This window comes from Citrobacter sp. L55 (assembly GCF_002850715.1).
Taxonomy (GTDB): domain Bacteria; phylum Pseudomonadota; class Gammaproteobacteria; order Enterobacterales; family Enterobacteriaceae; genus Citrobacter; species Citrobacter braakii.
The window spans coordinates 595,271-620,113 of sequence record NZ_KZ559400.1 but is presented as its reverse complement, the minus strand read 5'-3'; the positions used below and the strand labels follow the sequence as shown (position 1 = coordinate 620,113).

Annotated in this window: 18 protein-coding genes, 1 tRNA gene and 4 rRNA genes; 14 read left to right on the top strand and 9 right to left on the bottom strand. The window is 52.5% G+C overall.

Annotation, left to right across the window (positions count from 1 at the left end; genetic code table 11):
* The 5 genes from B9P82_RS07385 to rrf (B9P82_RS07365) form a co-directional block, all read left to right on the top strand.
* A 16S ribosomal RNA gene (locus B9P82_RS07385) occupies positions 1 to 935 on the top strand; the annotation flags it as partial.
* Between the two features lie 293 nt (positions 936 to 1,228).
* Positions 1,229 to 1,304, top strand: a tRNA-Glu gene (locus tag B9P82_RS07380).
* A gap of 403 nt (positions 1,305 to 1,707) precedes the next feature.
* Positions 1,708 to 7,144: ribosomal RNA gene (locus B9P82_RS28665) — 23S ribosomal RNA — on the top strand.
* 321 nt (positions 7,145 to 7,465) lie between these two features.
* A 5S ribosomal RNA gene (gene rrf / locus B9P82_RS07370) occupies positions 7,466 to 7,581 on the top strand.
* A 9-nt stretch (positions 7,582 to 7,590) separates the two neighbouring features.
* Positions 7,591 to 7,706, top strand: a 5S ribosomal RNA gene (rrf, locus tag B9P82_RS07365).
* A 1-nt stretch (position 7,707) separates the two neighbouring features.
* On the opposite strand, the gene B9P82_RS28440 is transcribed toward rrf (B9P82_RS07365), so the two are convergent.
* Positions 7,708 to 7,848: a hypothetical protein gene (locus B9P82_RS28440; RefSeq protein WP_168188435.1), complete on the bottom strand. Its 141-nt coding sequence runs from the start codon at positions 7,846 to 7,848 to the stop codon at positions 7,708 to 7,710.
* 141 nt (positions 7,849 to 7,989) lie between these two features.
* Here B9P82_RS28440 and B9P82_RS07360 point away from each other — a divergent pair, with 141 nt between their 5' ends.
* Positions 7,990 to 9,288: an MFS transporter gene (locus B9P82_RS07360; protein ID WP_016154060.1), complete on the top strand. Its 1,299-nt coding sequence runs from the start codon at positions 7,990 to 7,992 to the stop codon at positions 9,286 to 9,288.
* Here B9P82_RS07360 and B9P82_RS07355 read toward each other — a convergent pair.
* From B9P82_RS07355 to trxC, 5 genes are all read right to left on the bottom strand, one after another.
* Complete coding sequence (locus B9P82_RS07355) at positions 9,285 to 9,620, bottom strand: YfiM family lipoprotein (RefSeq protein WP_019077413.1); 336 nt, start codon at positions 9,618 to 9,620, stop codon at positions 9,285 to 9,287. The genes B9P82_RS07360 and B9P82_RS07355 overlap by 4 nt on opposite strands.
* A gap of 32 nt (positions 9,621 to 9,652) precedes the next feature.
* Positions 9,653 to 11,008 (bottom strand): CDP-diacylglycerol--serine O-phosphatidyltransferase, encoded by a 1,356-nt coding sequence (gene pssA, locus B9P82_RS07350; protein WP_003835350.1) that lies wholly within the window; start codon positions 11,006 to 11,008, stop codon positions 9,653 to 9,655.
* Between the two features lie 114 nt (positions 11,009 to 11,122).
* Positions 11,123 to 13,783 carry a bifunctional acetate--CoA ligase family protein/GNAT family N-acetyltransferase gene (pat, locus tag B9P82_RS07345; RefSeq protein WP_101700140.1) on the bottom strand — a complete coding sequence of 887 codons (2,661 nt, stop codon included), beginning with the start codon at positions 13,781 to 13,783 and terminating at the stop codon, positions 11,123 to 11,125.
* 36 nt (positions 13,784 to 13,819) lie between these two features.
* On the bottom strand, positions 13,820 to 14,518 hold the full coding sequence (gene tapT / locus B9P82_RS07340) for a tRNA-uridine aminocarboxypropyltransferase (protein ID WP_016154057.1): 699 nt from the start codon (positions 14,516 to 14,518) through the stop codon (positions 13,820 to 13,822).
* Positions 14,519 to 14,587: 69 nt separating this feature from the next.
* On the bottom strand, positions 14,588 to 15,007 hold the full coding sequence (gene trxC, locus B9P82_RS07335; RefSeq protein WP_003037559.1) for a thioredoxin TrxC: 420 nt from the start codon (positions 15,005 to 15,007) through the stop codon (positions 14,588 to 14,590).
* Between the two features lie 207 nt (positions 15,008 to 15,214).
* Here trxC and B9P82_RS07330 point away from each other — a divergent pair, with 207 nt between their 5' ends.
* Positions 15,215 to 16,294 carry a tRNA/rRNA methyltransferase gene (locus tag B9P82_RS07330; RefSeq protein ID WP_016157178.1) on the top strand — a complete coding sequence of 360 codons (1,080 nt, stop codon included), beginning with the start codon at positions 15,215 to 15,217 and terminating at the stop codon, positions 16,292 to 16,294.
* 33 nt (positions 16,295 to 16,327) lie between these two features.
* On the opposite strand, the gene ung is transcribed toward B9P82_RS07330, so the two are convergent.
* Entirely contained in the window at positions 16,328 to 17,017 is a 690-nt protein-coding gene (gene ung / locus B9P82_RS07325) for a uracil-DNA glycosylase (protein ID WP_016154055.1), read from the bottom strand.
* A 317-nt stretch (positions 17,018 to 17,334) separates the two neighbouring features.
* Between ung and grcA the strand changes: the two genes are divergently transcribed.
* Positions 17,335 to 17,718, top strand: coding sequence for an autonomous glycyl radical cofactor GrcA (gene grcA / locus B9P82_RS07320; protein WP_003037563.1), 384 nt, complete (start codon positions 17,335 to 17,337; stop codon positions 17,716 to 17,718).
* A gap of 112 nt (positions 17,719 to 17,830) precedes the next feature.
* Here grcA and srmB read toward each other — a convergent pair whose 3' ends face one another.
* Positions 17,831 to 19,159 carry an ATP-dependent RNA helicase SrmB gene (gene srmB / locus B9P82_RS07315; protein ID WP_016157176.1) on the bottom strand — a complete coding sequence of 443 codons (1,329 nt, stop codon included), beginning with the start codon at positions 19,157 to 19,159 and terminating at the stop codon, positions 17,831 to 17,833.
* A gap of 130 nt (positions 19,160 to 19,289) precedes the next feature.
* Here srmB and trmN point away from each other — a divergent pair, with 130 nt between their 5' ends.
* The gene (trmN, locus tag B9P82_RS07310) at positions 19,290 to 20,027 is read left to right on the top strand and encodes a tRNA(1)(Val) (adenine(37)-N(6))-methyltransferase TrmN (protein ID WP_016154053.1); all 738 of its coding nucleotides are present in this window, start codon (positions 19,290 to 19,292) and stop codon (positions 20,025 to 20,027) included.
* On the opposite strand, the gene nadB is transcribed toward trmN, so the two are convergent.
* Positions 20,012 to 21,634 carry an L-aspartate oxidase gene (gene nadB / locus B9P82_RS07305; protein ID WP_047358259.1) on the bottom strand — a complete coding sequence of 541 codons (1,623 nt, stop codon included), beginning with the start codon at positions 21,632 to 21,634 and terminating at the stop codon, positions 20,012 to 20,014. The genes trmN and nadB overlap by 16 nt on opposite strands.
* Positions 21,635 to 21,898: 264 nt before the next feature.
* On the opposite strand from nadB, the gene rseD reads away from it, so the two are divergent.
* The 5 genes from rseD to rseC are packed head-to-tail and all read left to right on the top strand — an operon-like array spanning position 21,899 to position 24,734.
* Positions 21,899 to 22,063 carry a rpoE leader peptide RseD gene (gene rseD, locus B9P82_RS28240; RefSeq protein WP_049259737.1) on the top strand — a complete coding sequence of 55 codons (165 nt, stop codon included), beginning with the start codon at positions 21,899 to 21,901 and terminating at the stop codon, positions 22,061 to 22,063.
* The gene (gene rpoE / locus B9P82_RS07295; RefSeq protein ID WP_003037573.1) at positions 22,060 to 22,635 is read left to right on the top strand and encodes an RNA polymerase sigma factor RpoE; all 576 of its coding nucleotides are present in this window, start codon (positions 22,060 to 22,062) and stop codon (positions 22,633 to 22,635) included. Before rseD ends, rpoE begins: the two co-directional genes overlap by 4 nt.
* A 31-nt stretch (positions 22,636 to 22,666) precedes the next feature.
* The gene (gene rseA / locus B9P82_RS07290) at positions 22,667 to 23,317 is read left to right on the top strand and encodes an anti-sigma-E factor RseA (RefSeq protein WP_019077408.1); all 651 of its coding nucleotides are present in this window, start codon (positions 22,667 to 22,669) and stop codon (positions 23,315 to 23,317) included.
* A complete protein-coding gene (rseB, locus tag B9P82_RS07285; RefSeq protein ID WP_016154050.1) occupies positions 23,317 to 24,273 on the top strand; it encodes a sigma-E factor regulatory protein RseB in 957 nt (318 codons plus the stop codon). Before rseA ends, rseB begins: the two co-directional genes overlap by 1 nt.
* Entirely contained in the window at positions 24,270 to 24,734 is a 465-nt protein-coding gene (gene rseC / locus B9P82_RS07280) for a SoxR-reducing system protein RseC (protein ID WP_094761041.1), read from the top strand. Before rseB ends, rseC begins: the two co-directional genes overlap by 4 nt.
* Positions 24,735 to 24,843: the final 109 nt, after the last annotated feature.

Genomic DNA, 24,843 nt, shown 5'->3' with positions numbered 1-24,843 from the left:
CAGGTGCGAAAGCGTGGGGAGCAAACAGGATTAGATACCCTGGTAGTCCACGCCGTAAACGATGTCGACTTGGAGGTTGTGCCCTTGAGGCGTGGCTTCCGGAGCTAACGCGTTAAGTCGACCGCCTGGGGAGTACGGCCGCAAGGTTAAAACTCAAATGAATTGACGGGGGCCCGCACAAGCGGTGGAGCATGTGGTTTAATTCGATGCAACGCGAAGAACCTTACCTACTCTTGACATCCAGAGAACTTAGCAGAGATGCTTTGGTGCCTTCGGGAACTCTGAGACAGGTGCTGCATGGCTGTCGTCAGCTCGTGTTGTGAAATGTTGGGTTAAGTCCCGCAACGAGCGCAACCCTTATCCTTTGTTGCCAGCGGTCCGGCCGGGAACTCAAAGGAGACTGCCAGTGATAAACTGGAGGAAGGTGGGGATGACGTCAAGTCATCATGGCCCTTACGAGTAGGGCTACACACGTGCTACAATGGCATATACAAAGAGAAGCGACCTCGCGAGAGCAAGCGGACCTCANCGGCCGGGAACTCAAAGGAGACTGCCAGTGATAAACTGGAGGAAGGTGGGGATGACGTCAAGTCATCATGGCCCTTACGAGTAGGGCTACACACGTGCTACAATGGCATATACAAAGAGAAGCGACCTCGCGAGAGCAAGCGGACCTCATAAAGTATGTCGTAGTCCGGATTGGAGTCTGCAACTCGACTCCATGAAGTCGGAATCGCTAGTAATCGTGGATCAGAATGCCACGGTGAATACGTTCCCGGGCCTTGTACACACCGCCCGTCACACCATGGGAGTGGGTTGCAAAAGAAGTAGGTAGCTTAACCTTCGGGAGGGCGCTTACCACTTTGTGATTCATGACTGGGGTGAAGTCGTAACAAGGTAACCGTAGGGGAACCTGCGGTTGGATCACCTCCTTACCTTAAAGAANAGTAATCGTGGATCAGAATGCCACGGTGAATACGTTCCCGGGCCTTGTACACACCGCCCGTCACACCATGGGAGTGGGTTGCAAAAGAAGTAGGTAGCTTAACCTTCGGGAGGGCGCTTACCACTTTGTGATTCATGACTGGGGTGAAGTCGTAACAAGGTAACCGTAGGGGAACCTGCGGTTGGATCACCTCCTTACCTTAAAGAAACGTTCTTTGTAGTGCTCACACAGATTGTCTGATGAAAAGTAAATAGCAAGGCGTCTTGCGATTGAGACTTCAGTGTCCCCTTCGTCTAGAGGCCCAGGACACCGCCCTTTCACGGCGGTAACAGGGGTTCGAATCCCCTAGGGGACGCCACTTGCTGGTATGTGTGAGTGAAAGTCGCCGACCGAAGTATCTCAAAACAGACTTTCGAGTCTCGTTTGAGATATTTGCTCTTTAAAAATCTGGATCAAGCTGAAAATTGAAACGACACACTGTTTCATTTCTCCGTAAACAAGAAATGAAAAGCGGTGTGTCCGAGTCTCTCAAATTTTCGCAACACTGAAGTGTTTTACGAAACATCTTCGGGTTGTGAGGTTAAGCGACTAAGCGTACACGGTGGATGCCCTGGCAGTCAGAGGCGATGAAGGACGTGCTAATCTGCGATAAGCGTCGGTAAGGTGATATGAACCGTTATAACCGGCGATTTCCGAATGGGGAAACCCAGTGTGATTCGTCACACTATCATTNTGTTTTACGAAACATCTTCGGGTTGTGAGGTTAAGCGACTAAGCGTACACGGTGGATGCCCTGGCAGTCAGAGGCGATGAAGGACGTGCTAATCTGCGATAAGCGTCGGTAAGGTGATATGAACCGTTATAACCGGCGATTTCCGAATGGGGAAACCCAGTGTGATTCGTCACACTATCATTACGTGAATACATAGCGTAATGAAGCGAACCGGGGGAACTGAAACATCTAAGTACCCCGAGGAAAAGAAATCAACCGAGATTCCCCCAGTAGCGGCGAGCGAACGGGGAGCAGCCCAGAGTCTGAATCAGCATGTGTGGTAGTGGAACGGTCTGGAAAGTCCGNCGTGAATACATAGCGTAATGAAGCGAACCGGGGGAACTGAAACATCTAAGTACCCCGAGGAAAAGAAATCAACCGAGATTCCCCCAGTAGCGGCGAGCGAACGGGGAGCAGCCCAGAGTCTGAATCAGCATGTGTGGTAGTGGAACGGTCTGGAAAGTCCGACGGTACAGGGTGATAGTCCCGTACACAAAAGTGCATGTGTTGTGAACTCGAAGAGTAGGGCGGGACACGTGGTATCCTGTCTGAATATGGGGGGACCATCCTCCAAGGCTAAATACTCCTGACTGACCGATAGTGAACCAGTACCGTGAGGGAAAGGCGAAAAGAACCCCGGCGAGGGGAGNCCCGTACACAAAAGTGCATGTGTTGTGAACTCGAAGAGTAGGGCGGGACACGTGGTATCCTGTCTGAATATGGGGGGACCATCCTCCAAGGCTAAATACTCCTGACTGACCGATAGTGAACCAGTACCGTGAGGGAAAGGCGAAAAGAACCCCGGCGAGGGGAGTGAAAAAGAACCTGAAACCGTGTACGTACAAGCAGTGGGAGCCTCTTTATGGGGTGACTGCGTACCTTTTGTATAATGGGTCAGCGACTTATATTCTGTAGCAAGGTTAACCGNCCTCCAAGGCTAAATACTCCTGACTGACCGATAGTGAACCAGTACCGTGAGGGAAAGGCGAAAAGAACCCCGGCGAGGGGAGTGAAAAAGAACCTGAAACCGTGTACGTACAAGCAGTGGGAGCCTCTTTATGGGGTGACTGCGTACCTTTTGTATAATGGGTCAGCGACTTATATTCTGTAGCAAGGTTAACCGAATAGGGGAGCCGAAGGGAAACCGAGTCTTAACTGGGCGTTAAGTTGCAGGGTATAGACCCGAAACCCGGTGATCTAGCCATGGGCAGGTTGAAGGTTGGGTAACACTAACTGGAGGACCGAACCGACTAATGTTGAAAAATTAGCGGATGACTTGTGGCTGGGGGTGAAAGGCCAATCAAACCGGGAGATAGCTGGTTCTCCCCGAAAGCTATTTAGGTAGCGCCTCGTGAANATAGGGGAGCCGAAGGGAAACCGAGTCTTAACTGGGCGTTAAGTTGCAGGGTATAGACCCGAAACCCGGTGATCTAGCCATGGGCAGGTTGAAGGTTGGGTAACACTAACTGGAGGACCGAACCGACTAATGTTGAAAAATTAGCGGATGACTTGTGGCTGGGGGTGAAAGGCCAATCAAACCGGGAGATAGCTGGTTCTCCCCGAAAGCTATTTAGGTAGCGCCTCGTGAACTCATCTTCGGGGGTAGAGCACTGTTTCGGCTAGGGGGTCATCCCGACTTACCAACCCGATGCAAACTGCGAATACCGAAGAATGTTATCACGGGAGACACACGGCGGGTGCTAACGTCCGTCGTGAAGAGGGAAACAACCCAGACCGCCAGCTAAGGTCCCAAAGTCATGGNTCATCTTCGGGGGTAGAGCACTGTTTCGGCTAGGGGGTCATCCCGACTTACCAACCCGATGCAAACTGCGAATACCGAAGAATGTTATCACGGGAGACACACGGCGGGTGCTAACGTCCGTCGTGAAGAGGGAAACAACCCAGACCGCCAGCTAAGGTCCCAAAGTCATGGTTAAGTGGGAAACGATGTGGGAAGGCACAGACAGCCAGGATGTTGGCTTAGAAGCAGCCATCATTTAAAGAAAGCGTAATAGCTCACTGGTCGAGTCGGCCTGCGCGGAAGATGTAACGGGGCTAAACCATGCACCGAAGCTGCGGCAGCGACACTATGTGTTGTTGGGTAGGGGAGCGTTCTGTAAGCCGTTGAAGGTGNCCGCCAGCTAAGGTCCCAAAGTCATGGTTAAGTGGGAAACGATGTGGGAAGGCACAGACAGCCAGGATGTTGGCTTAGAAGCAGCCATCATTTAAAGAAAGCGTAATAGCTCACTGGTCGAGTCGGCCTGCGCGGAAGATGTAACGGGGCTAAACCATGCACCGAAGCTGCGGCAGCGACACTATGTGTTGTTGGGTAGGGGAGCGTTCTGTAAGCCGTTGAAGGTGTGCTGTGAGGCATGCTGGAGGTATCAGAAGTGCGAATGCTGACATAAGTAACGATAATGCGGGTGAAAAACCCGCACGCCGGAAGACCAAGGGTTCCTGTCCAACGTTAATCGGGGCAGGGTGAGTCGACCCCTAAGGCGAGGCCGAAAGGCGTAGTCGATGGGAAACAGGNTGCTGGAGGTATCAGAAGTGCGAATGCTGACATAAGTAACGATAATGCGGGTGAAAAACCCGCACGCCGGAAGACCAAGGGTTCCTGTCCAACGTTAATCGGGGCAGGGTGAGTCGACCCCTAAGGCGAGGCCGAAAGGCGTAGTCGATGGGAAACAGGTTAATATTCCTGTACTTGGTGTTACTGCGAAGGGGGGACGGAGAAGGCTATGTTAGCCGGGCGACGGTTGTCCCGGTTTAAGCATGTAGGCGGAGATTCCAGGTAAATCCGGAGTCTTGCTAACGCTGAGGTGTGATGACGAGGCACTACGGTGCTGAAGTAACAAATGCCCTGCTTCCAGGAAAAGCCTCTAAGCATCAGGTAACACAAAATCGTACCCCAAACCGACACAGGTGGTCAGGTAGAGAATACCAAGGCGCTTGAGAGAACTCGGGTGAAGGAACTAGGCAAAATGGTGCCGTAACTTCGGGAGAAGGCACGCTGATATGTAGGTGAAGTGATTTACTCATGGAGCTGAAATCAGTCNCCCCTAAGGCGAGGCCGAAAGGCGTAGTCGATGGGAAACAGGTTAATATTCCTGTACTTGGTGTTACTGCGAAGGGGGGACGGAGAAGGCTATGTTAGCCGGGCGACGGTTGTCCCGGTTTAAGCATGTAGGCGGAGATTCCAGGTAAATCCGGAGTCTTGTTAACGCTGAGGTGTGATGACGAGGCACTACGGTGCTGAAGTAACAAATGCCCTGCTTCCAGGAAAAGCCTCTAAGCATCAGGTAACACAAAATCGTACCCCAAACCGACACAGGTGGTCAGGTAGAGAATACCAAGGCGCTTGAGAGAACTCGGGTGAAGGAACTAGGCAAAATGGTGCCGTAACTTCGGGAGAAGGCACGCTGATATGTAGGTGAAGTGATTTACTCATGGAGCTGAAATCAGTCNTAACGCTGAGGTGTGATGACGAGGCACTACGGTGCTGAAGTAACAAATGCCCTGCTTCCAGGAAAAGCCTCTAAGCATCAGGTAACACAAAATCGTACCCCAAACCGACACAGGTGGTCAGGTAGAGAATACCAAGGCGCTTGAGAGAACTCGGGTGAAGGAACTAGGCAAAATGGTGCCGTAACTTCGGGAGAAGGCACGCTGATATGTAGGTGAAGTGATTTACTCATGGAGCTGAAATCAGTCGAAGATACCAGCTGGCTGCAACTGTTTATTAAAAACACAGCACTGTGCAAACACGAAAGTGGACGTATACGGTGTGACGCCTGCCCGGTGCCGGAAGGTTAATTGATGGGGTTATCCGTAAGGAGAAGCTCTTGATCGAAGCCCCGGTAAACGGCGGCCGTAACTATAACGGTCCTAAGGTAGCGAAATTCCTTGTCGGGTAAGTTCCGACCTGCACGAATGGCGTAATGATGGCCAGGCTGTCTCCACCCGAGACTCAGTGAAATTGAACTCGCTGTGAAGATGCAGTGTACCCGCGGCAAGACGGAAAGACCCCGTGAACCTTTACTATAGCTTGACACTGAACACTGGTCCTTGATGTGTAGGATAGGTGGGAGGCTTTGAAGTGTGGACGCCAGTCTGCATGGAGCCAACCTTGAAATACCACCCTTTAATGGCTGGTGTTCTAACGTAGACCCGTGATCCGGGTTGCGGACAGTGTCTGGTGGGTAGTTTGACTGGGGCGGTCTCCTCCTAAAGAGTAACGGAGGAGCACGAAGGTTAGCTAATCCTGGTCGGACATCAGGAGGTTAGTGCAAAGGCATAAGCTAGCTTGACTGCGAGAGTGACGGCTCGAGCAGGTGCGAAAGCAGGTCTTAGTGATCCGGTGGTTCTGAATGGAAGGGCCATCGCTCAACGGATAAAAGGTACTCCGGGGATAACAGGCTGATACCGCCCAAGAGTTCATATCGACGGCGGTGTTTGGCACCTCGATGTCGGCTCATCACATCCTGGGGCTGAAGTAGGTCCCAAGGGTATGGCTGTTNGGACGCCAGTCTGCATGGAGCCAACCTTGAAATACCACCCTTTAATGGCTGGTGTTCTAACGTAGACCCGTGATCCGGGTTGCGGACAGTGTCTGGTGGGTAGTTTGACTGGGGCGGTCTCCTCCTAAAGAGTAACGGAGGAGCACGAAGGTTAGCTAATCCTGGTCGGACATCAGGAGGTTAGTGCAAAGGTATAAGCTAGCTTGACTGCGAGAGTGACGGCTCGAGCAGGTGCGAAAGCAGGTCTTAGTGATCCGGTGGTTCTGAATGGAAGGGCCATCGCTCAACGGATAAAAGGTACTCCGGGGATAACAGGCTGATACCGCCCAAGAGNATAAGCTAGCTTGACTGCGAGAGTGACGGCTCGAGCAGGTGCGAAAGCAGGTCTTAGTGATCCGGTGGTTCTGAATGGAAGGGCCATCGCTCAACGGATAAAAGGTACTCCGGGGATAACAGGCTGATACCGCCCAAGAGTTCATATCGACGGCGGTGTTTGGCACCTCGATGTCGGCTCATCACATCCTGGGGCTGAAGTAGGTCCCAAGGGTATGGCTGTTCGCCATTTAAAGTGGTACGCGAGCTGGGTTTAGAACGTCGTGAGACAGTTCGGTCCCTATCTGCCGTGGGCGCTGGAGAATTGAGGGGGGCTGCTCCTAGTACGAGAGGACCGGAGTGGACGCATCACTGGTGTTCGGGTTGTCATGCCAATGGCATTGCCCGGTAGCTAAATGCGGAAGAGATAAGTGCTGAAAGCATCTAAGCACGAAACTTGCCCCGAGATGAGTTCTCCCTGACCCTTTAAGGGTCCTGAAGGAACGTTGAAGACGACGACGTTGATAGGTCGGGTGTGTAAGCGTAGCGATACGTTGAGCTAACCGATACTAATGAACCGTGAGGCTTAACCTTACAACGCCGAAGNGTTGTCATGCCAATGGCATTGCCCGGTAGCTAAATGCGGAAGAGATAAGTGCTGAAAGCATCTAAGCACGAAACTTGCCCCGAGATGAGTTCTCCCTGACCCTTTAAGGGTCCTGAAGGAACGTTGAAGACGACGACGTTGATAGGTCGGGTGTGTAAGCGTAGCGATACGTTGAGCTAACCGATACTAATGAACCGTGAGGCTTAACCTTACAACGCCGAAGGTGTTTTGGCGAAAGAGACACGAAATTCAGCTTGATTACAGATTACATCGACAGACCTGAGAGGTGTGTTGATAAACAGAATTTGCCTGGCGGCTGTAGCGCGGTGGTCCCACCTGACCCCATGCCGAACTCAGAAGTGAAACGCCGTAGCGCCGATGGTAGTGTGGGGTCTCCCCATGCGAGAGTAGGGAACTGCCAGNACAGAATTTGCCTGGCGGCTGTAGCGCGGTGGTCCCACCTGACCCCATGCCGAACTCAGAAGTGAAACGCCGTAGCGCCGATGGTAGTGTGGGGTCTCCCCATGCGAGAGTAGGGAACTGCCAGGCATCAAATAAGTGAAGAAGCCCATCCTGCCGGATGGGCTTTTTTGCGTCTGCAGAGAATGGAACTGCCGGATGCAGCGTACCATTTTATCCAGCCCATAAAAGCCCACTCTATTTCAAACCGATTTTTCTCTTTCTCGAACATATCTGAATCCTTTCTCTGCTAATGAAAACCGTGATCTTTCTCTCATAATAAATTATAACAATTATATAACATTTATTTCACCAAAAAATACACAACCACCATTGATAAATTAATGCAATCGTTGGCAGGGGTACAATTCTAATGGCTGATAGCAGTGTAACTGAGAACGGGGCGCTGGCAGACGGCGATACTCGGCGTCGTATATGGGCGATTGTCGGAGCATCATCAGGGAATCTGGTCGAATGGTTTGATTTCTATATCTATTCTTTCTGCTCTCTCTATTTTGCTCATATCTTTTTTCCATCAGGAAACACCACCACGCAACTCTTACAAACAGCCGGAGTTTTTGCTGCAGGCTTTCTGATGCGACCGATTGGCGGCTGGCTGTTTGGTCGCATCGCGGATAAGCACGGGCGTAAAAAGTCGATGCTGCTGTCAGTTTGTATGATGTGTATGGGATCGCTGGTGATCGCTTGTCTTCCGGGATATGAAACCATCGGTACCTGGGCTCCTGCTCTATTGCTGCTGGCTAGGTTATTTCAGGGGCTGTCTGTCGGTGGTGAATACGGGACCAGCGCTACCTATATGAGTGAAGTAGCAGTTGAAGGTAAGAAAGGTTTTTATGCTTCCTTCCAGTACGTGACGTTAATCGGCGGGCAGTTACTGGCACTGCTGGTTGTGGTCATATTACAGCAAACGTTAGAAGACTCAGCGCTAAGATCGTGGGGTTGGCGTATTCCATTTGCGTTGGGCGCCGTACTGGCTATTGTTGCGTTATGGCTGCGTCGACAGTTGGATGAAACCTCGAAACAGGACGTTCGCGCGCTGAAAGAAGCTGGTTCTCTGAAAGGTCTGTGGCGTAATCGCAAAGCCTTCATCATGGTGCTTGGCTTTACCGCTGCTGGCTCGCTCTGTTTTTACACGTTCACAACCTACATGCAGAAGTACCTGGTTAACACTGCCGGTATGCATGCCAACGTAGCCAGTGGGATTATGACGGCGGCACTGTGTGTGTTTATGCTAGTGCAACCGTTGTTCGGTGCCTTGTCAGATAAAATTGGCCGACGTACTTCAATGCTGTGTTTTGGCGCGTTGGCCGCGATTTTCACCGTCCCCATTCTGACAGCGTTGCAAAGCGTGACGTCCCCGTATATGGCGTTTGCTCTGGTGATGTGTGCCTTGCTGATTGTGAGTTTCTATACGTCAATCAGCGGTATTCTGAAGGCCGAGATGTTCCCGGCACAGGTGCGCGCTCTTGGGGTTGGATTATCTTATGCGGTGGCCAATGCTCTGTTTGGTGGCTCAGCCGAATATGTTGCGTTATCCCTGAAGTCTGTCGGTATGGAAACAACATTCTTCTGGTACGTTACAGCACTGGCAATAGTCGCATTTTTGGTATCGCTGATGCTGCATGGGAAGGGGAAAGGTCTGCGCCTCTAGTGATGTGCCAGTTGCCAGACCGCATAGCCGGTAGACGCGCCTGCAACATCCCAGGCGAAGTCTTTCCAGCTCCAGCCGCTCCCAGCGGGACGGCTGTCCCATAACTCTTTTGACGCGCCCAGGCTGACAGAGAACATCAGGCCGATAGCCGCGCTGCGATCGCGGCTGTTGCCCTGATGTTGAGCATATTCGTTTCCAGCTGCGGAGAGCATAGCGGAGGCGATAAAGTGTTGAGCCTTGTCTTGTCCGCTCCAGCGGTCGTTTGCCATGTGGCTGCAGCCAGAAATGGCCAGGATACTGAAAAGAATAAACAAGCGCACCGTTGCCTCCATAGGAAAAACCCCGTCACTGGACGGGGTCTTGGTTACAGAATACGGCTAATTAGTCTGTCGATACGGATACGGCGTAGTCGACGGATGAGCTTACGCACTTTGACTGGATAGTCGGCAATGCTTTGCAGGTCGCGATAGTGCTTAACGACGGTAGTATGCGTGCGAATAAGCTCCAGTTCTTTATCGCGCTGGGGAGTCAGCTCTTGCTTCGGATCGTGGATAAGGATGGCGTTTTCCAGATCCAGACGCCAGGCGCGAGGGTTAAGGTTGTTGCCGGTGAGCAGCATCCATTTATCATCAACCCACATGCCTTTCAGATGATAGGTGTTGTCATCATCTTTCCATAAGCGCACGACCAGTTGGTCGGTATTCACGTAATATTGCAGTCTGCTCAGGAAACGGCGCAGGTTAATTTCATACAGGTAGGGCAGCGCGCCGATGATTTTAAATGGCTCATCTTCTGGAATGAAAAAGTCGTTGGCGGTTTTATCACCGACAATGATCTCGACCTTTTTGCCTTCACGCAGCAGCTGAATGATATTGCGCACCAGTATAGCGGGCAGGTTGAAATAAGGGGTACAGATTGTGAGCTTGTGCTCCGCGCAGGGCATAAGGTGGAAAATGGTCTTATTTAACAGACTGGATTTTCCAAGGCCTACCAGAGGCGTTACCGAGAGCTGTTCATTATCCGCATCACCCTGAAAATGGAATGACGCATCGCGCAGTTCCTGACGGTAAAGGCGGATGTCGTTTTTAATTTCCGGGCTTTTAGGGCGATTAATATCATCAAGACGATTAACGCCGCGACCGTTCATCAGGTTCTGCGTGACCCAATCGAACATGATATCGGCCATTTGCGCGTTGCGAATCAACTGATAACGGTCATAGCGATATTTATCATGCTGATGCAGATAAACATCATTCAGGCTGGCCCCGCTGTACAGGACGCTGTCATCGATGATAAAGCCTTTAAAATGCAGGACGCCAAGCGCTTCTCGGGTGTTAATCGGAACACCGTAGACAGGAATATCAATACCTGGGTTTTCTTGTGCCATTCGGCAATACCAGTCAGCGTTGGTATTCGATGCCGCAGCACCAATACGTCCGCGCTGGGCTCGGTGCCAGTCGACAAGCACCCGGACATCCAGTTCAGGACGCTGCCGTTTTGCCGCATAGAGCGCGTCGAGTATGCCTTTGCCACCGTCATCCTGTTCCAGGTACAGCGCAATAATGCAGATCCGTCGCGTCGCGCTGGCTATTTTTTCCAGCAGAGTCTCCCTGAAATTAGCGGGAGCATAAAAGAAATCTACATCATCAACTGACTGAGAAATCTTGGGTAGTTGGGCAAGGTGTTGTTGATGTTTATTACGCTTAAATTTTGACAACATCACAGTGCATTTCTTCTCTGTTCATTGAAGGGTCCTCTGTGCTATGCAGACGACATAAGCGGGTAATGATACCACCAGTACCTATTAATGTGGTCAACATTTCCAGTACCTTACTCACGATTCCTCAAATTGGGCCAGATTAAGCGTTAGCCCAACAATTCCCTCTTCGAGTTGGACGTCAACAGCGAACCCGAGTTTCCGGGCCAGGGCGACCATCCCACGATTGTTTGGCATCGTAATACCATTCAAACGTCTAAGTCCGTGATCTCGGGTATATGCAATTAATTTTTCCATCAACCGGCGACCCAGTCCAAGCCCTTTGAGATCTGAACGAACCAGCACGGCGAACTCGGCGTCAATGTTATCAGGATCCGAGATTGCTCGCGTTACGCCGAGGATCTCTTGCTGATTGTTTTTACAGCGTACCGCAACAAAGGCCATTTCCCGATCGTAGTCGATCTGCGTCATATTGGCTAAATCTTCGTGGGTAAATTCGTTGATCTCACTGAAATAGCGATAATAAAGATCTTCTTTTGTTACCTGAGAAATGAACTGCTGCAGATGAGGTTCATCCTCGGGCAAAATAGGGCGGAACAAGCAACGCTCGCCGTTCTTCAACTCCACCCATTCTTCAAGCTGATGGGGGTAGGGACGTATAGCCAGTCTGCTTTCGTTATCGCCCGTGAAAAGGGCAATGTCCAGCGTGACATCCAGCGCGGTAAATTCACCGGCGGAGGCCAACAGCGGATGAATATCCAGACGCTGAATTTCCGGGCAATCGACGATCAGATTGGAGACCTGCACCAGAAGCTGACTTAACCCGTCGATATCCAATGGGCGTAATGCGCTGCGAGCGCGGATCTTTTTATTTTTGATCCCCTGGATCACCAGATAACGCGCCAGATTCATGTTCAATGGCGGCAACGCCACCACGGCCTGCTCTTCTGGTCGCCACTCAACTCCGCCTTCACCAAGCATAATCAACGGGCCAAATACCGGGTCATGTTCAACGACGACGCGCAGCTCCTGAGCGCCAGCGCGATTCGCCATACTTTGTACTAATAAACCGTGAATGCGCGCCTGCGGCCAGGCCATTTTTACCCGATCAAAAATCGCATTGGCTGCCTGCTGCACCTCTGTTGCTGTCCGCAGGTAGAGCATTACCCCCTGAACTTCTGATTTATGCGGGATATCAGGAGAACGCAGCTTTAGCGCCACCGGGTAACCGATTTGCTCCGCGATGTGTACGGCTTCAGCGCTGTCGCTGGCGATCCACGTCGGCAGCGTGTGTAAGCCATAGGCTTGTAAAATCGGCTGCACTTCATGGGTATCCAGCGACGTTGCTCCTTCAGCAATCGCCTGCTGTAACAGATTATGCGCCTCGGCGGTGTTGGTGGTCAGGTAGTCGGGCAGCGCAGGGGTTTCCCGCAGTTGCTTCTGGTTACGCCGGTACTCCACCATATGCATAAACGCGGTGATGGTGCCTTCTGGCGTGCGGTAGGTAGGTAATCCGGCTTCGCTAAACAGTCTACGGGCTTCCTGAGAGGAAAACTCTCCGCACCAGTTGGTCAGCAACGAGACAAACTTACCGCGGGGATGACGTTTTACCGCTTCGATTAACGCTTGTGCGCTTTCTGTTCCCGGGGCGGCTGCGCTGGGTGAGTGAATCACCATCAGTGCGTCGAAATCCTGGCTGGCGAGCAGGATATCCAGCGTCTTAACGTAGTGTTCGCTGCTGGCGTCGTCACGCAGATCCAGCGGGTTGGCGATATCAATATGTTCAGGTAACGCATCGCGTAATTTCTGGCAGGTATCTTCACTCAATGTCGCCAACTTACCATTTTTTGACCACAGCTCATCTAATGCCAGTGCGGCAGGCGCGGCCCCATTGCTGATGATCATCAGCCTGTCGCCGCGCAGTGGACGCATGTGGCTCAGGGTTTCTACCGCAGAGAACAGCTCGTGAGTGTCTTGTACGCGTAATAAACCGGCGCGCTGGATAGCCGCGTCCCACGCAGGGTCCATCCCTGCACTGGTATGCAGTAAACGCTGCGCCGCCGGACTACGACCACTCTTAATCACCAGAATGGGTTTATTGCGCGAGGCGCTACGGGCGGCGGAGACAAAGCGCCGGGCATCACTTAAATGTTCGAGATAAAGTAATATCGCGCTGGTTTTACTGTCGCGCGCCAGGTAATCCAGTAGTTCATCAACGTCGATATCCAGGCTGTCGCCCAGCGCGATAAACCAGGAAAAACCCATGTCGCGCTGCTGCGCCCAGTCCAGAATGGTGTTGGAAATCGCCGCTGACTGGGAAATAAATGCCAACTTACCGCGCTTGATGGGGACGGGGGAAAAGCTGGCGTTAAGCCCCTGCCAGGGCGCGAGAAGTCCCAGGCTGTTGGGGCCGAGGAGACGTATGTTGTAGCGTGCGGCGCAGGCCAACAATTCCAGGTGCTGCGATGCGGGAGCTGAAAGAATAATGCAGGTTTTACAGCCTTTCTCGCCAAGCGCTTCGAGTAATGCCAGGTTGCGGCTGGCATTGGTGCACAACACGGCAAGGTCTGGGCTAAAAGGCAGGCTGTTGATATTGGGCCAGGCCAGGACGCCCAACACCGCTTTCCATGCTGGCGTCACTGGTAAAACAGGTCCATTGAAACCGCCGGCAAGCAGGTTACGCATCATCAGGTAACCTGCGCGATTAGGCTTCATTGACGCCCCAATCACCGCAATGGATTTCGGTCGCAGTAGTGCTTCCAGACCACGCTGACTCATATCGGCTTCCTTAATGACACCAGTGACCGAATGATTTTAAACGCTTTCTGGCGAGTCTGCTGTGACGCTTCCCTGATGTTGAGTTTTTCCTGCCAGGTAGCGGGTTTTAAAGCGAGTGAAATGTTCGCTCAATCCCTCCGCGGCTTGCGTATCGCCCGCCAGATCCAACAACGCGATGGCCACTTCGGCAGTACAGTATTGCCCTTCGGCGTGAATGCCACGCAGGTGGTAAGCGGAAAGTCGCGATAAATCAACGGAGATCACCGGCAGGTTATCAAGGTACGGGCTTTTGCGGAACATTTTACGCGCTTCAGGCCAGGTACCATCAAGCATGATAAACAACGGCGGTTTACCGGCTGGTGGAGCGAAAATCACTTCACGCTCTTCGCCCGCATAGGATGCCGGGAATACAACCATCGGCTGGTAATCCGGATTTTTCACCAGTTCGAGCAACGCCTGCGGCGGTTCGGTGCGTGACCACTGAAAAGCTGTGGTATCGGGCAAAATATCGGCAATCAAACGTCCCGTGTTGCTGGGCTTCATCGGCTCGGTATCAAACATCACCAGACAAAAGCGGCTTTTGGCCTCAGACGGCACCAGCGTTGCACACAAGCAGAGCTTCAGCGGCAGCAGGCAGCGCTGACAGCGGCGAATGCGATTACCTCGGGCAAGGAAAGGGCGCGTGGCGCGCGCGAGGCGCTCAGCGCGTAACTGAAGAACAGCGTTATCGGTCATGGGAGAACACGTTGAAAAACGCTATTGTCGCAGAGGTGAAAACGGGGCACAAGATGCGCCCCGTAGAGATTATAATGATTCGTTAAGCCAGCTATCAAACGGGGCTTTAGGTACGGCGCCATTAAGCATGTCGACGATTTCACCTTTTCTGAAGATCATAATGGTCGGGATGCTGCGGATACCGAAACGGGCGCTGAGTTCACGCTCGGCTTCTGTATTCACTTTAACAAAACGCACTTTACCGCTACGCTCTTCCGCGACATCTTCAAAAATCGGGGCGAAGTTACGGCATGGACCACACCAGGGGGCCCAAAAATCAACCACCACCGGGAGATCGTCTTTTAACAGTTTATCCAGTGTTTCACCGGTCGCATTGATCACCTCCCCATCAAACAGGTCGTGACCACAGCGTCCGCATTTAGCCGCTTCCTGGACACGATCGTCGGGGATGCGGTTGATAGCCTGGCAGCTGGTACAAACGGTATTCATAACTAACCTCTGGATGAGTGGAGTGGACTTCACGGCAGTAACGCCAGTATGTTTCTATTATGTTACATATTATCGGGGAGTCTGTTCTAAACAACAATGCGTTTTATTCAATGAGTACAATAGTCCTTAGCTTTTAAATGAAATAATGGCTAACGACGTGCACATCGGGTAATCTTCGCGCTTCGCGCAGAGCAGGTGGAGAAAAACATGAGCGACGAACTGAAGAATAAAAACGGCAAGGTCAAAGTGATGTACGTCCGCAGTGACGATGACTCGGACAAACGCACCCAAAATCCACGTACTGGTAAAGGCGGCGGTCGCCCCGGTACTTCCCGAGCCGAAGGCGGTCGTCGCCCTGCCCGTGATGACAGAAAGGGTCCGAACAGCGAACGTGGTCGTGAACGTGGTCGTGGCCGCGATGTAGAACGCGACCGTGGACGTGAAGATTCACCATGGCGTACCGTGTCCCGCGCACCGAATGATGATGCAGCAGACAAAGCCGATCACGGTGGTATCAGCGGCAAAAGCTTTATCGATCCTGAAGTATTACGTCGTCAGCGCGCGGAAGAAACCCGCGTTTACGGTGAGAATGCCTGTCAGGCTCTGTTCCAGAGTCGTCCGGACGCTATTGTTCGCGCCTGGTTTGTTCAGAGCGTAACCCCGCGCTTTAAAGAAGCATTACGCTGGATGGCGGCGAACCGCAAAGCCTACCACGTGGTTGACGAAGCCGAGCTGGCGAAAGCCTCCGGCACTGAACACCATGGCGGCGTCTGTTTCCTGATCAAAAAACGTAACGGTACCACTGTTAAGCAGTGGGTTGGTCAGGCCGGGGCGCAGGATTGCGTGCTGGCCCTGGAAGACATTGCTAACCCGCACAATCTGGGCGGCATGATGCGTAGCTGCGCGCACTTCGGTGTGAAAGGCGTAGTGGTACAGGATGCGGCGCTGTTGGAATCAGGTGCGGCTATCCGCACTGCTGAAGGCGGAGCTGAGCACGTTCAGCCGATCACCGGTGACAGTATTGTCGATGTGCTGGACGACTTCCGTAAAGCGGGTTACACGGTAGTGATGACCTCAAGCGTGAAAGGCAAGCCGCTGTTTACTACCACGTTGCCGGAAAAAATGGTGCTGGTATTAGGGCGTGAGCGTGAGGCTCTGCCAGAAGCAGCATGCTCAGCCGACGACCTGTGCGTGGCGATAGACGGTACGGGCAACGTAGAAACGCTCAACGTTTCTGTCGCGACCGGCGTGCTGCTCGCGGAGTGGTGGCGTCAGAACAAAGCCTGATAATAAAAATGCCAGCGATTCGCTGGCATTTTTTTACTCGCTTTCTGCTGGTAATACCGGCGTCCAGTCAATCGGCTTTTCACCTCGCTGTTCCAGCCACTCATTAGCCAGTACAAAATGATTGCAGCCAAAGAAACCGCGATGCGCAGAGAGCGGTGATGGGTGCGGCGCTTTCAATACATGGTGACGCTGCGCATCAATAATCGCACCTTTCTTTTGTGCGTGTGAACCCCAGAGCAGGAATACCACGCCTTCCCGATGTTGGTTAATCAGGCTGATGACTTTATCGGTAAATGTTTCCCATCCCAGACTGGCGTGCGAATGTGCCTGCCCGGCACGGACGGTAAGCACGGTGTTGAGTAACAGCACACCCTGGCGTGCCCAGCTTTCCAGATATCCGTGCGTTGGGCGTGTGAAGCCAGGAATCGTTGCTTCCAGCTCTTTGTACATGTTCAGCAACGAGGGCGGGGTGGCAATACCGGGGCGGACAGAAAACGCGAGACCGTGTGCCTGGCCCGGACCGTGGTATGGATCCTGCCCCAGGATGACGACTTTCACGTCGCCAAGTTCGGTAAAGCGAAAAGCGTTGAATACATCTTTTTGTGGCGGATAAATTGTCATACCTGACTGACGCTCGCCCGCCACAGTATGCAGCGTGTTAACAAAATAAGGCTGCTGTTTCTCTTCTGCCAGCACATCGTGCCAGGTTAATTCGGTGGCCATCTCGCTCTCCTGCGAATTTTCAATCCCCCTAGCTTAACTGCTTCTTTCGACGTCGCAAAATTCTGTACGTTTCTCAAGGGTCTACCCCTTAAAGATAGTTGAAAATTTATGTAAAAAGTTTAGCTGCGCATGTGGCGTAAGTTGATGTAAAACAATAAAATCCACCTATCACCACTTTTCATGTGTGGTTTTTATTGATTTAAATCAAAGATTCAAGGGGGTGTGAGGGGTATATATACACTCAAGCAACAATGGTTTTACCAATTGGCCGGATGACGGCCAACCGAGATCAAATAATTTTGCCGGGGAGGCATCAAATGATTACAGGTATCCAGATTACTAAAGCTGCAAATGACGACCTGCTGAACTCTTTCTGGCTGCTGGACAGCGAAAAAGGCGAAGCACGCTGCATCGTTGCGAAAGCAGGTTTCAATGCTGATGAAGTCGTTGCTGTCAGCAAACTGGGTGAGATCGAATACCGTGAAGTACCGGTAGACGTACAGCCGGAAGTCCGTGTGGAAGGTGGTCAGCACCTGAACGTGAACGTTCTGCGTCGTGAAACGCTGGAAGATGCGGTTAAGCATCCGGAAAAATATCCGCAGCTGACCATCCGTGTTTCTGGTTATGCCGTGCGTTTCAACTCTCTGACGCCAGAACAGCAGCGCGACGTTATTGCTCGTACCTTTACTGAGAGCCTGTAAGGTTCACGGGGAATAACCCCGTCTGGCAGAGAATCTGAAAGCGGAAGATGCCAACGTATCTTCCGCTTTTTTGTGCACAAAAAATGCCGGGCTAAATGGCCCGGCATTCGGTTTACTCTTTGTCGGACTGCTGGGTAGCAGCTCCGCTCGGCTTACGGCGTTTGCCGACATTTTTGGCGTCGCGGTGACGTTTTTTCACCCGCGGTTTCTCTTTCTCTTTCGCTTTTTGCTCGGCGCGCTTCGCCAGCACTTTCTTGGATGGCTTACCGTTAGATTTCTCACTTGGCGCGCGCGTGGTTGGACGCAGTTCGTCGATGACGCGTGCTTTCAGTGGCTCGTCAATGTAGCGGCTCGCTTTGCCGAGCAGCAGATGGTCGTGGGCTTCAACCAAAGAGATCGCAGTACCTTTACGGCCTGCACGACCGGTACGGCCAATGCGGTGCAGATAGGCATCGCCACTGCGCGGCATGTCGAAGTTAAACACGTGGCTGACGTCAGGAATATCGATCCCACGAGCGGCAACGTCGGTTGCTACCAGCACGTTCACACGACCATCGGTCAGGCGTTTGATCGCTTCATTACGTTTGTTCTGCACCATCTCGCCTTCGAGATAGCAGTTATTAATGCCCGCCTGGCGCAACCAGCCTGCCAGCTCGTGCACACGCTCGCGTTTACGTACAAAAACAATCGAGCGGGTCGCTTCCGGCTGTTTTAACAAATGGATCAGCAGGGCCGTTTTGTGCTCGATGTCATCGGCACGGTAGTAAAACTGATGAATCTTCTTGCGTTCGCGGGTAGACGGATCCGCCGAAACTTCAACCGGATCCTCCAGCAGACGCTCAGCAAAATCTTTAATCGCATCGCCTTCCAGCGTGGCGGAGAACAGCATAGTTTGCTTACGCCAGCGGGTTTCTCCAGCGATATGCTCGATGTCCTGGGCAAAGCCCATGTCCAACATGCGGTCTGCTTCATCGAGGATTAGTGTCTCAACCGCATGGCAGTCAAAGTTTTCTTCTTTAATGTACTGCAGCAGACGACCGGTAGTGGCGACCACGATGTCCTGGTTTTCGCTAAAGACTTCCATGTGGTTCATGTAAGCCACGCCGCCGGTAATCGTGGCGATATCCAGATGCGTATTCTTCGCCAGTTCACGGGCGTGTTCGGCAACCTGCATCGCCAGTTCGCGCGTCGGTGTCAAAATCAAAATGCGCGGCGGGCCAGATTTCTTGCGCGGGAAGTCGAGCAGGTGCTGCAACGCTGGCAGCAAATATGCCGCCGTTTTACCGGTGCCTGTCGGCGCAGAACCGAGTACATCACGGCCATCGAGCGCAGGCGGAATGGCGGCAGCCTGAATGGCGGTCGGGCGAGTGAAACCTTTTTCCTGGAGGGCATCCAGAAGGCTTTCATCGAGTTCAAGTTCGGAAAAAGTCGTTACAGTCATGTTCTACCTCTGAGTGGGGCGCTGATTATAGACGTTACGGCTGCAATCTTCATCTGTTTGTATGGATATACCTTCTCAGGTATTGTTTTTATCCTATGTTATCGTTTTTTTTCCAGGAAGGTTGTTCTTCATGCCCCAGTCTACATCCGTACTTAGACGTAATGGATTTACTTTTAAGCAGTTTTTTGTGGCACACGATCGTTGTGCAATGAAAGTCGGAACGGACGGCATTTTATTGGGGGCCTGGGCCCCTGTTGCTGGCGTAAAGCGGATCCTGGATATTGGTACCGGGAGCGGCCTGTTGGCGCTGATGCTGGCCCAGCGCACAGATGAAAACGTCATCATTGACGCTGTGGAGCTTGATGTTGATGCCGCGCAGCAGGCGCAGGAGAACATCGCGCAATCCCCGTGGATGCATCGCGTGAACGTTCATACGGAAGATGTGCAGCAGTGGGTACCGCGCCAGACCGTGCGCTTTGATTTGATCATCAGCAACCCTCCCTATTATGAACAGGGAGTGGAATGTGCCACGCCGCAGCGCGAGCAGGCTCGCTACACCACCACGCTCGATCATCAAGTATTGCTGACGCTGGCGGCAGACAGCATTACGGAAGAAGGTTTTTTCTGTGTGGTGCTGCCCGAACAGATTGGTAACGCCTTTTCCCAGCAGGCACTGGGCATGGGCTGGCATCTGCGATTGCGCACGGATGTAGCAGAAACTGAGGCCCGACTACCGAATCGGGTACTGCTGGCATTCTCCCCGCAGGCCGGGGAGTGCTTTAGTGACAGGCTGGTGATCCGTGGGCCAGACCAACGTTACTCTGAAGGTTACACGGCGCTGACCCAGGCGTTTTATCTGTTCATGTGATGACTTAGCGGTGAGAGAATGGACGGGCCCGCCTCTGGAAGCTGTTCTGGATAATCCAGCGTATAGTGCAGGCCCCGACTCTCTTTACGCATCATCGCGCAGCGGACAATCAGCTCAGCAACCTGCACCAGATTGCGCAGTTCCAGCAAGTTGTTCGACACGCGGAAATGAGCGTAATACTCGTCGATTTCCTGTTGCAACATGGTGATACGGCGTAGGGCGCGCTCCAGACGTTTAGTTGTGCGCACGATACCGACGTAATCCCACATAAATAGCCGCAGCTCATGCCAGTTATGCTGAATCACAACCAGTTCATCCGGGTTTTCTACCCGGCTTTCATCCCAATCCGGGAGGGTGCTGACGCTGCGAGCATAAGGCATTCGCCTGTCGATATCTTCAGCCGCGGACCAGCCGTAAACCAGGCACTCCAGTAATGAGTTTGACGCCATCCGGTTGGCTCCATGCAGGCCGGTGTAACTCACTTCGCCGATCGCATACAGCCCGTCGACATCCGTACGGCCAAAGTCATCCACCATCACGCCGCCGCAGGTATAGTGCGCGGCAGGAACGATGGGAACCGGCTCTTTGGTCAAATCGATGCCCAGTCCCAGCAATTTTTCATAAATCATCGGGAAATGCTGACGAACAAATTCTTCCGGTTTATGGCTGATGTCGAGAAACATGCAGTCAGCGCCCAGGCGCTTCATTTCGTGGTCAATGGCGCGGGCAACAATATCGCGGGGAGCCAGTTCGCCACGCTCGTCAAAATCGGGCATAAAGCGCGAACCGTCCGGGCGCTTCAGATGTGCGCCTTCGCCACGCAGCGCCTCGGTTAGCAGAAAGTTGCGCGCCTGCGGATGATACAGCGCCGTCGGGTGAAACTGGTTAAATTCCAGGTTGGCGACACGGCATCCCGCGCGCCAGGCCATCGCAATCCCATCACCCGAGGAAATATCTGGATTGGTGGTGTATTGGTACACCTTTGACGCGCCGCCGGTGGCCAACACTACTGACTTGGCATGGCAGGTTTCTACGGCTTCTTTATTACGGTTCCAGATCCAGGCTCCGACAACCCGACGCGTTCCCGGCAGACCGATTTTATCGGAGACAATCAGATCGACGGCATTACTGCGCTCAAGAACCCGTATGTTGGGGTGATTTTGTGCCTGGCTGACGAGGGTGGTTTCGACTTCTTTACCGGTGGCATCCGCAGAGTGCAGAATGCGTCGATGGCTATGACCACCTTCACGGGTCAGGTGATAGCTCTCTTCACCGTTGGGCTGAACCTGCGTATCAAATAAGACGCCCTGATCGATAAGCCACTGAACGCAGGTGCGGGCATTGCTGGCGACAAATTCAACCGCATGGCGATCGCACAGGCCGGCCCCGGCAATCAGGGTATCTTCAACGTGGGAATCGATGCTGTCGGTTTCATCAAACACCGCGGCAATACCGCCCTGGGCATAAAATGTCGAGCCTTCGCTGACCGGACCTTTGCTCAGGACAATAACCTGATGTTTTTCGGCCAGGCGCAGCGCCAGTGAGAGTCCGGCAGCCCCGCTGCCAATGATCAGCACGTCACAGGATAATTCAGGAGTCGTATTCATGATTTTTGTTTAATTTACTAAACAGTGTTTGGTCACCATAGCACCACATTGCGCGATACTGCACGTTTTATTTTTAAATGTGTTGCAGTGACTAAACATGAAAAAAAAAGCATGACGAGGACGAAATGAGCAAAAATATTTTGTGAAGCAGGCCGTTAGCACCAGATTATGTGATGAAATAAAGTGGCCGTTGGGTTACTCTGCAAGCGGTGAAATGGGCATTTCTAAACAGATAGTGCGTCGATCGGATTATGTAGACTTATAATGAGAGATAAGACCTGTCTACAACATGACAAACAAAAAACAATGCGTAACGGAACTTTACGAAACTTGAGCACTCTAAGCATTTGCTTGCTCATAGTGAAGCTGATGGAGTGGCGTTTCGAAGGCGCGTGGAAATTTGGTTTGGGGAGACTTTACCTCGGATGAGCGAGCAGTTAACGGACCAGGTCCTGGTAGAACGGGTCCAGAAGGGAGATCAGAAAGCCTTTAACCTACTGGTAGTGCGCTATCAGCATAAGGTGGCGAGTCTGGTTTCTCGCTATGTACCGTCGGGCGATGTACCCGATGTAGTACAAGAAGCATTTATCAAGGCCTATCGTGCGCTGGACTCGTTCCGGGGAGATAGTGCTTTTTATACCTGGCTGTATCGTATTGCAGTCAATACAGCGAAGAATTACCTGGTCGCTCAGGGGCGTCGTCCACCTTCCAGTGATATTGATGCGATTGAAGCAGAAAATTACGAAAGTGGCGGTGCGCTGAAAGAAATTTCGAACCCTGAGAACTTAATGTTGTCAGAAGAACTGAGACAGATAGTTTTCCGGACTATTGAGTCCCTCCCGGAAGATTTACGCATGGCAATAACCTTGCGGGAGCTGGATGGCCTGAGCTATGAAGAGATAGCCGCTATCATGGATTGTCCGGTAGGTACGGTGCGTTCACGTATCTTCCGAGCGAGGGAAGCTATTGATAATAAAGTTCAACCGCTTATCAGGCGTTGACGATAGCGGGATACTGGAAAAGGTATTAGGCATGCAGAAAGAAAAACTTTCCGCTTTAATGGATGGCGAAACGCTGGATACTGAGTTACTCAAAGAGCTGACTCAGGACCCGGAAATGCAAAAAACCTGGGAGAGTTATCACCTGATTCGCGATTCCATGCGAGGTGATACCGCCGACGTTCTCCATTTCGATATTTCCGCCCGCGTAATGGCTGCCATCCAGGATGAGCCAGTACGTCAGACGGTGCCATTGATTCCTGAGGCCCAGCCAGCACCGCACCAGTGGCAGAAAATGCCATTCTGGAAAAAAATGCGTCCATGGGCCGCGCAGCTTACCCAAATGGGTGTGGCCGCGTGTGTATCACTTGCAGTTATTGTTGGCGTCCAGCACTATAATGGGCAATCTGAAACGTCCCAGCAGCCCGAAACGCCGGTATTTAATACATTACCGATGATGGGTAAAGCCAGTCCGGTAAGCCTGGGTGTACCCTCTGACGCGACGGCCAGCGGCGGTCAGCAACAGCAGGTACAGGAGCAGCGTCGTCGTATTAATGCCATGTTGCAGGACTACGAACTGCAACGTCGACTGCACTCTGAACAGCTTCAGTTTGAGCAGGCCCAAACACAGCAAGCCGCTGTGCAGGTGCCAGGAATTCAAACTTTAGGAACGCAATCGCAGTAATGAAGCAACTTTGGTTTGCCATGTCACTTGTGGCTGGTAGCCTGTTTTTCTCTGTAAACGCCTCGGCCAATCCTGCGTCCGGGGCGTTGTTGCAGCAGATGAATCTGGCCAGCCAGTCGCTAACCTATGAGCTGTCATTTGTCAGCATCAATAAGCAGGGTGTTGAATCCCTACGTTATCGCCATGCCCGCTTGGATAACCGTCCGCTAGCGCAACTGTTGCAAATGGATGGACCGCGCCGGGAAGTGGTGCAGCGTGGCAATGAAATTAGCTATTTTGAGCCTGGTCTCGAACCGTTCACGCTGAACGGCGACTATATCGTTGACTCTCTGCCCTCTCTGATTTACACCGACTTCAAACGTCTTGCTCCCTACTATGACTTTATCTCAGTAGGTCGCACCCGCATTGCCGATCGGCTCTGTGAAGTGATCCGCGTAGTCGCCCGTGACGGTACGCGTTACAGCTATATCGTCTGGATGGACACGGAGACTAAGCTGCCGATGCGCGTCGATCTTCTCGACCGTGATGGTGAGACGCTGGAACAGTTCCGTGTTATCGCGTTTACCGTAAACAACGGCGTTAGCGATAGCATGCAGGCGCTGGCGAAAGCCAATCTACCGCCGTTGCTGTCAGTTCCTGCGGGTGAGAAAACCAACTTCAACTGGAGTCCGTCGTGGTTGCCGCAAGGCTTCAGCGAAGTTTCCAGCAGTCGACGTCCGCTGCCGACGATGGATAACATGCCGATCGAATCGCGCCTATATTCTGATGGCCTGTTCAGTTTCTCCGTGAACGTAAACCGTGCGATGCAAAACAGCGCCGATCAGCTGTTGCGAACCGGGCGTAGAACGGTTAGTACCAGCGTGCGTGATAACGCAGAAATTACGATTGTGGGCGAGCTTCCACCGCAAACGGCGAAGCGTATCGCGGACAATATTAAGTTCAGGGCTGCACAATGATTAAAGAGTGGGCGACAGTCGTCTCCTGGCAAAATGGTCTGGCGACGGTCAGCTGTGATGTTAAAGCATCATGTAGCAGCTGTGCTTCGCGGGCCGGATGCGGGAGCCGCGTGCTGAACAAACTTGGGCCGCAGACCACGCATACCATCGTGGTGCCCAGCGACGAACCCTTAGCGCCCGGTCAAAAAGTTGAACTGGGTATCGCCGAGGGTAGCCTGCTGGGTTCAGCGATGTTGGTCTACATGTCTCCGTTGGCGGGGCTCTTTCTCTTCGCGGCGCTATTCCAGGTGCTGTTTGGTTCCGACCTTGCGGCATTAAGCGGTGCCGTGCTGGGGGGCGTGGGCGGATTCCTGATTGCCCGTGGATACTCTCGTAAGCTTGCTGAGCGCGAAGCCTGGCAGCCGGTCATTCTGAACGTTGCTCTTCCACCCGATCTCATTCGAGTCGAAACCCATCAGTGATAGCTTTGCCTGATGGCGCTTGTGTCGCCATCCGGCAAAAGTTTCACCGACTTTGCAAAGTTGTTTCCAGTTCCCGCTATCCTTGCTCTATGAACATTTCCTCGCCTCA

Excerpts from the sequence above, each read along its gene's own strand:
- B9P82_RS28440 (WP_168188435.1), bottom strand. The coding sequence starts at position 7,848 with ATGTTCGAGAAAGAGAAAAATCGGTTTGAAATAGAGTGGGCTTTTATG.
- B9P82_RS07360 (WP_016154060.1), top strand. The coding sequence starts at position 7,990 with ATGGCTGATAGCAGTGTAACTGAGAACGGGGCGCTGGCAGACGGCGAT.
- B9P82_RS07355 (WP_019077413.1), bottom strand. The coding sequence starts at position 9,620 with ATGGAGGCAACGGTGCGCTTGTTTATTCTTTTCAGTATCCTGGCCATT.
- pssA (WP_003835350.1), bottom strand. The coding sequence starts at position 11,008 with ATGTTGTCAAAATTTAAGCGTAATAAACATCAACAACACCTTGCCCAA.
- pat (WP_101700140.1), bottom strand. The coding sequence starts at position 13,783 with ATGAGTCAGCGTGGTCTGGAAGCACTACTGCGACCGAAATCCATTGCG.
- tapT (WP_016154057.1), bottom strand. The coding sequence starts at position 14,518 with ATGACCGATAACGCTGTTCTTCAGTTACGCGCTGAGCGCCTCGCGCGC.
- trxC (WP_003037559.1), bottom strand. The coding sequence starts at position 15,007 with ATGAATACCGTTTGTACCAGCTGCCAGGCTATCAACCGCATCCCCGAC.
- B9P82_RS07330 (WP_016157178.1), top strand. The coding sequence starts at position 15,215 with ATGAGCGACGAACTGAAGAATAAAAACGGCAAGGTCAAAGTGATGTAC.
- ung (WP_016154055.1), bottom strand. The coding sequence starts at position 17,017 with ATGGCCACCGAATTAACCTGGCACGATGTGCTGGCAGAAGAGAAACAG.
- grcA (WP_003037563.1), top strand. The coding sequence starts at position 17,335 with ATGATTACAGGTATCCAGATTACTAAAGCTGCAAATGACGACCTGCTG.
- srmB (WP_016157176.1), bottom strand. The coding sequence starts at position 19,159 with ATGACTGTAACGACTTTTTCCGAACTTGAACTCGATGAAAGCCTTCTG.
- trmN (WP_016154053.1), top strand. The coding sequence starts at position 19,290 with ATGCCCCAGTCTACATCCGTACTTAGACGTAATGGATTTACTTTTAAG.
- nadB (WP_047358259.1), bottom strand. The coding sequence starts at position 21,634 with ATGAATACGACTCCTGAATTATCCTGTGACGTGCTGATCATTGGCAGC.
- rseD (WP_049259737.1), top strand. The coding sequence starts at position 21,899 with ATGAGAGATAAGACCTGTCTACAACATGACAAACAAAAAACAATGCGT.
- rpoE (WP_003037573.1), top strand. The coding sequence starts at position 22,060 with ATGAGCGAGCAGTTAACGGACCAGGTCCTGGTAGAACGGGTCCAGAAG.
- rseA (WP_019077408.1), top strand. The coding sequence starts at position 22,667 with ATGCAGAAAGAAAAACTTTCCGCTTTAATGGATGGCGAAACGCTGGAT.
- rseB (WP_016154050.1), top strand. The coding sequence starts at position 23,317 with ATGAAGCAACTTTGGTTTGCCATGTCACTTGTGGCTGGTAGCCTGTTT.
- rseC (WP_094761041.1), top strand. The coding sequence starts at position 24,270 with ATGATTAAAGAGTGGGCGACAGTCGTCTCCTGGCAAAATGGTCTGGCG.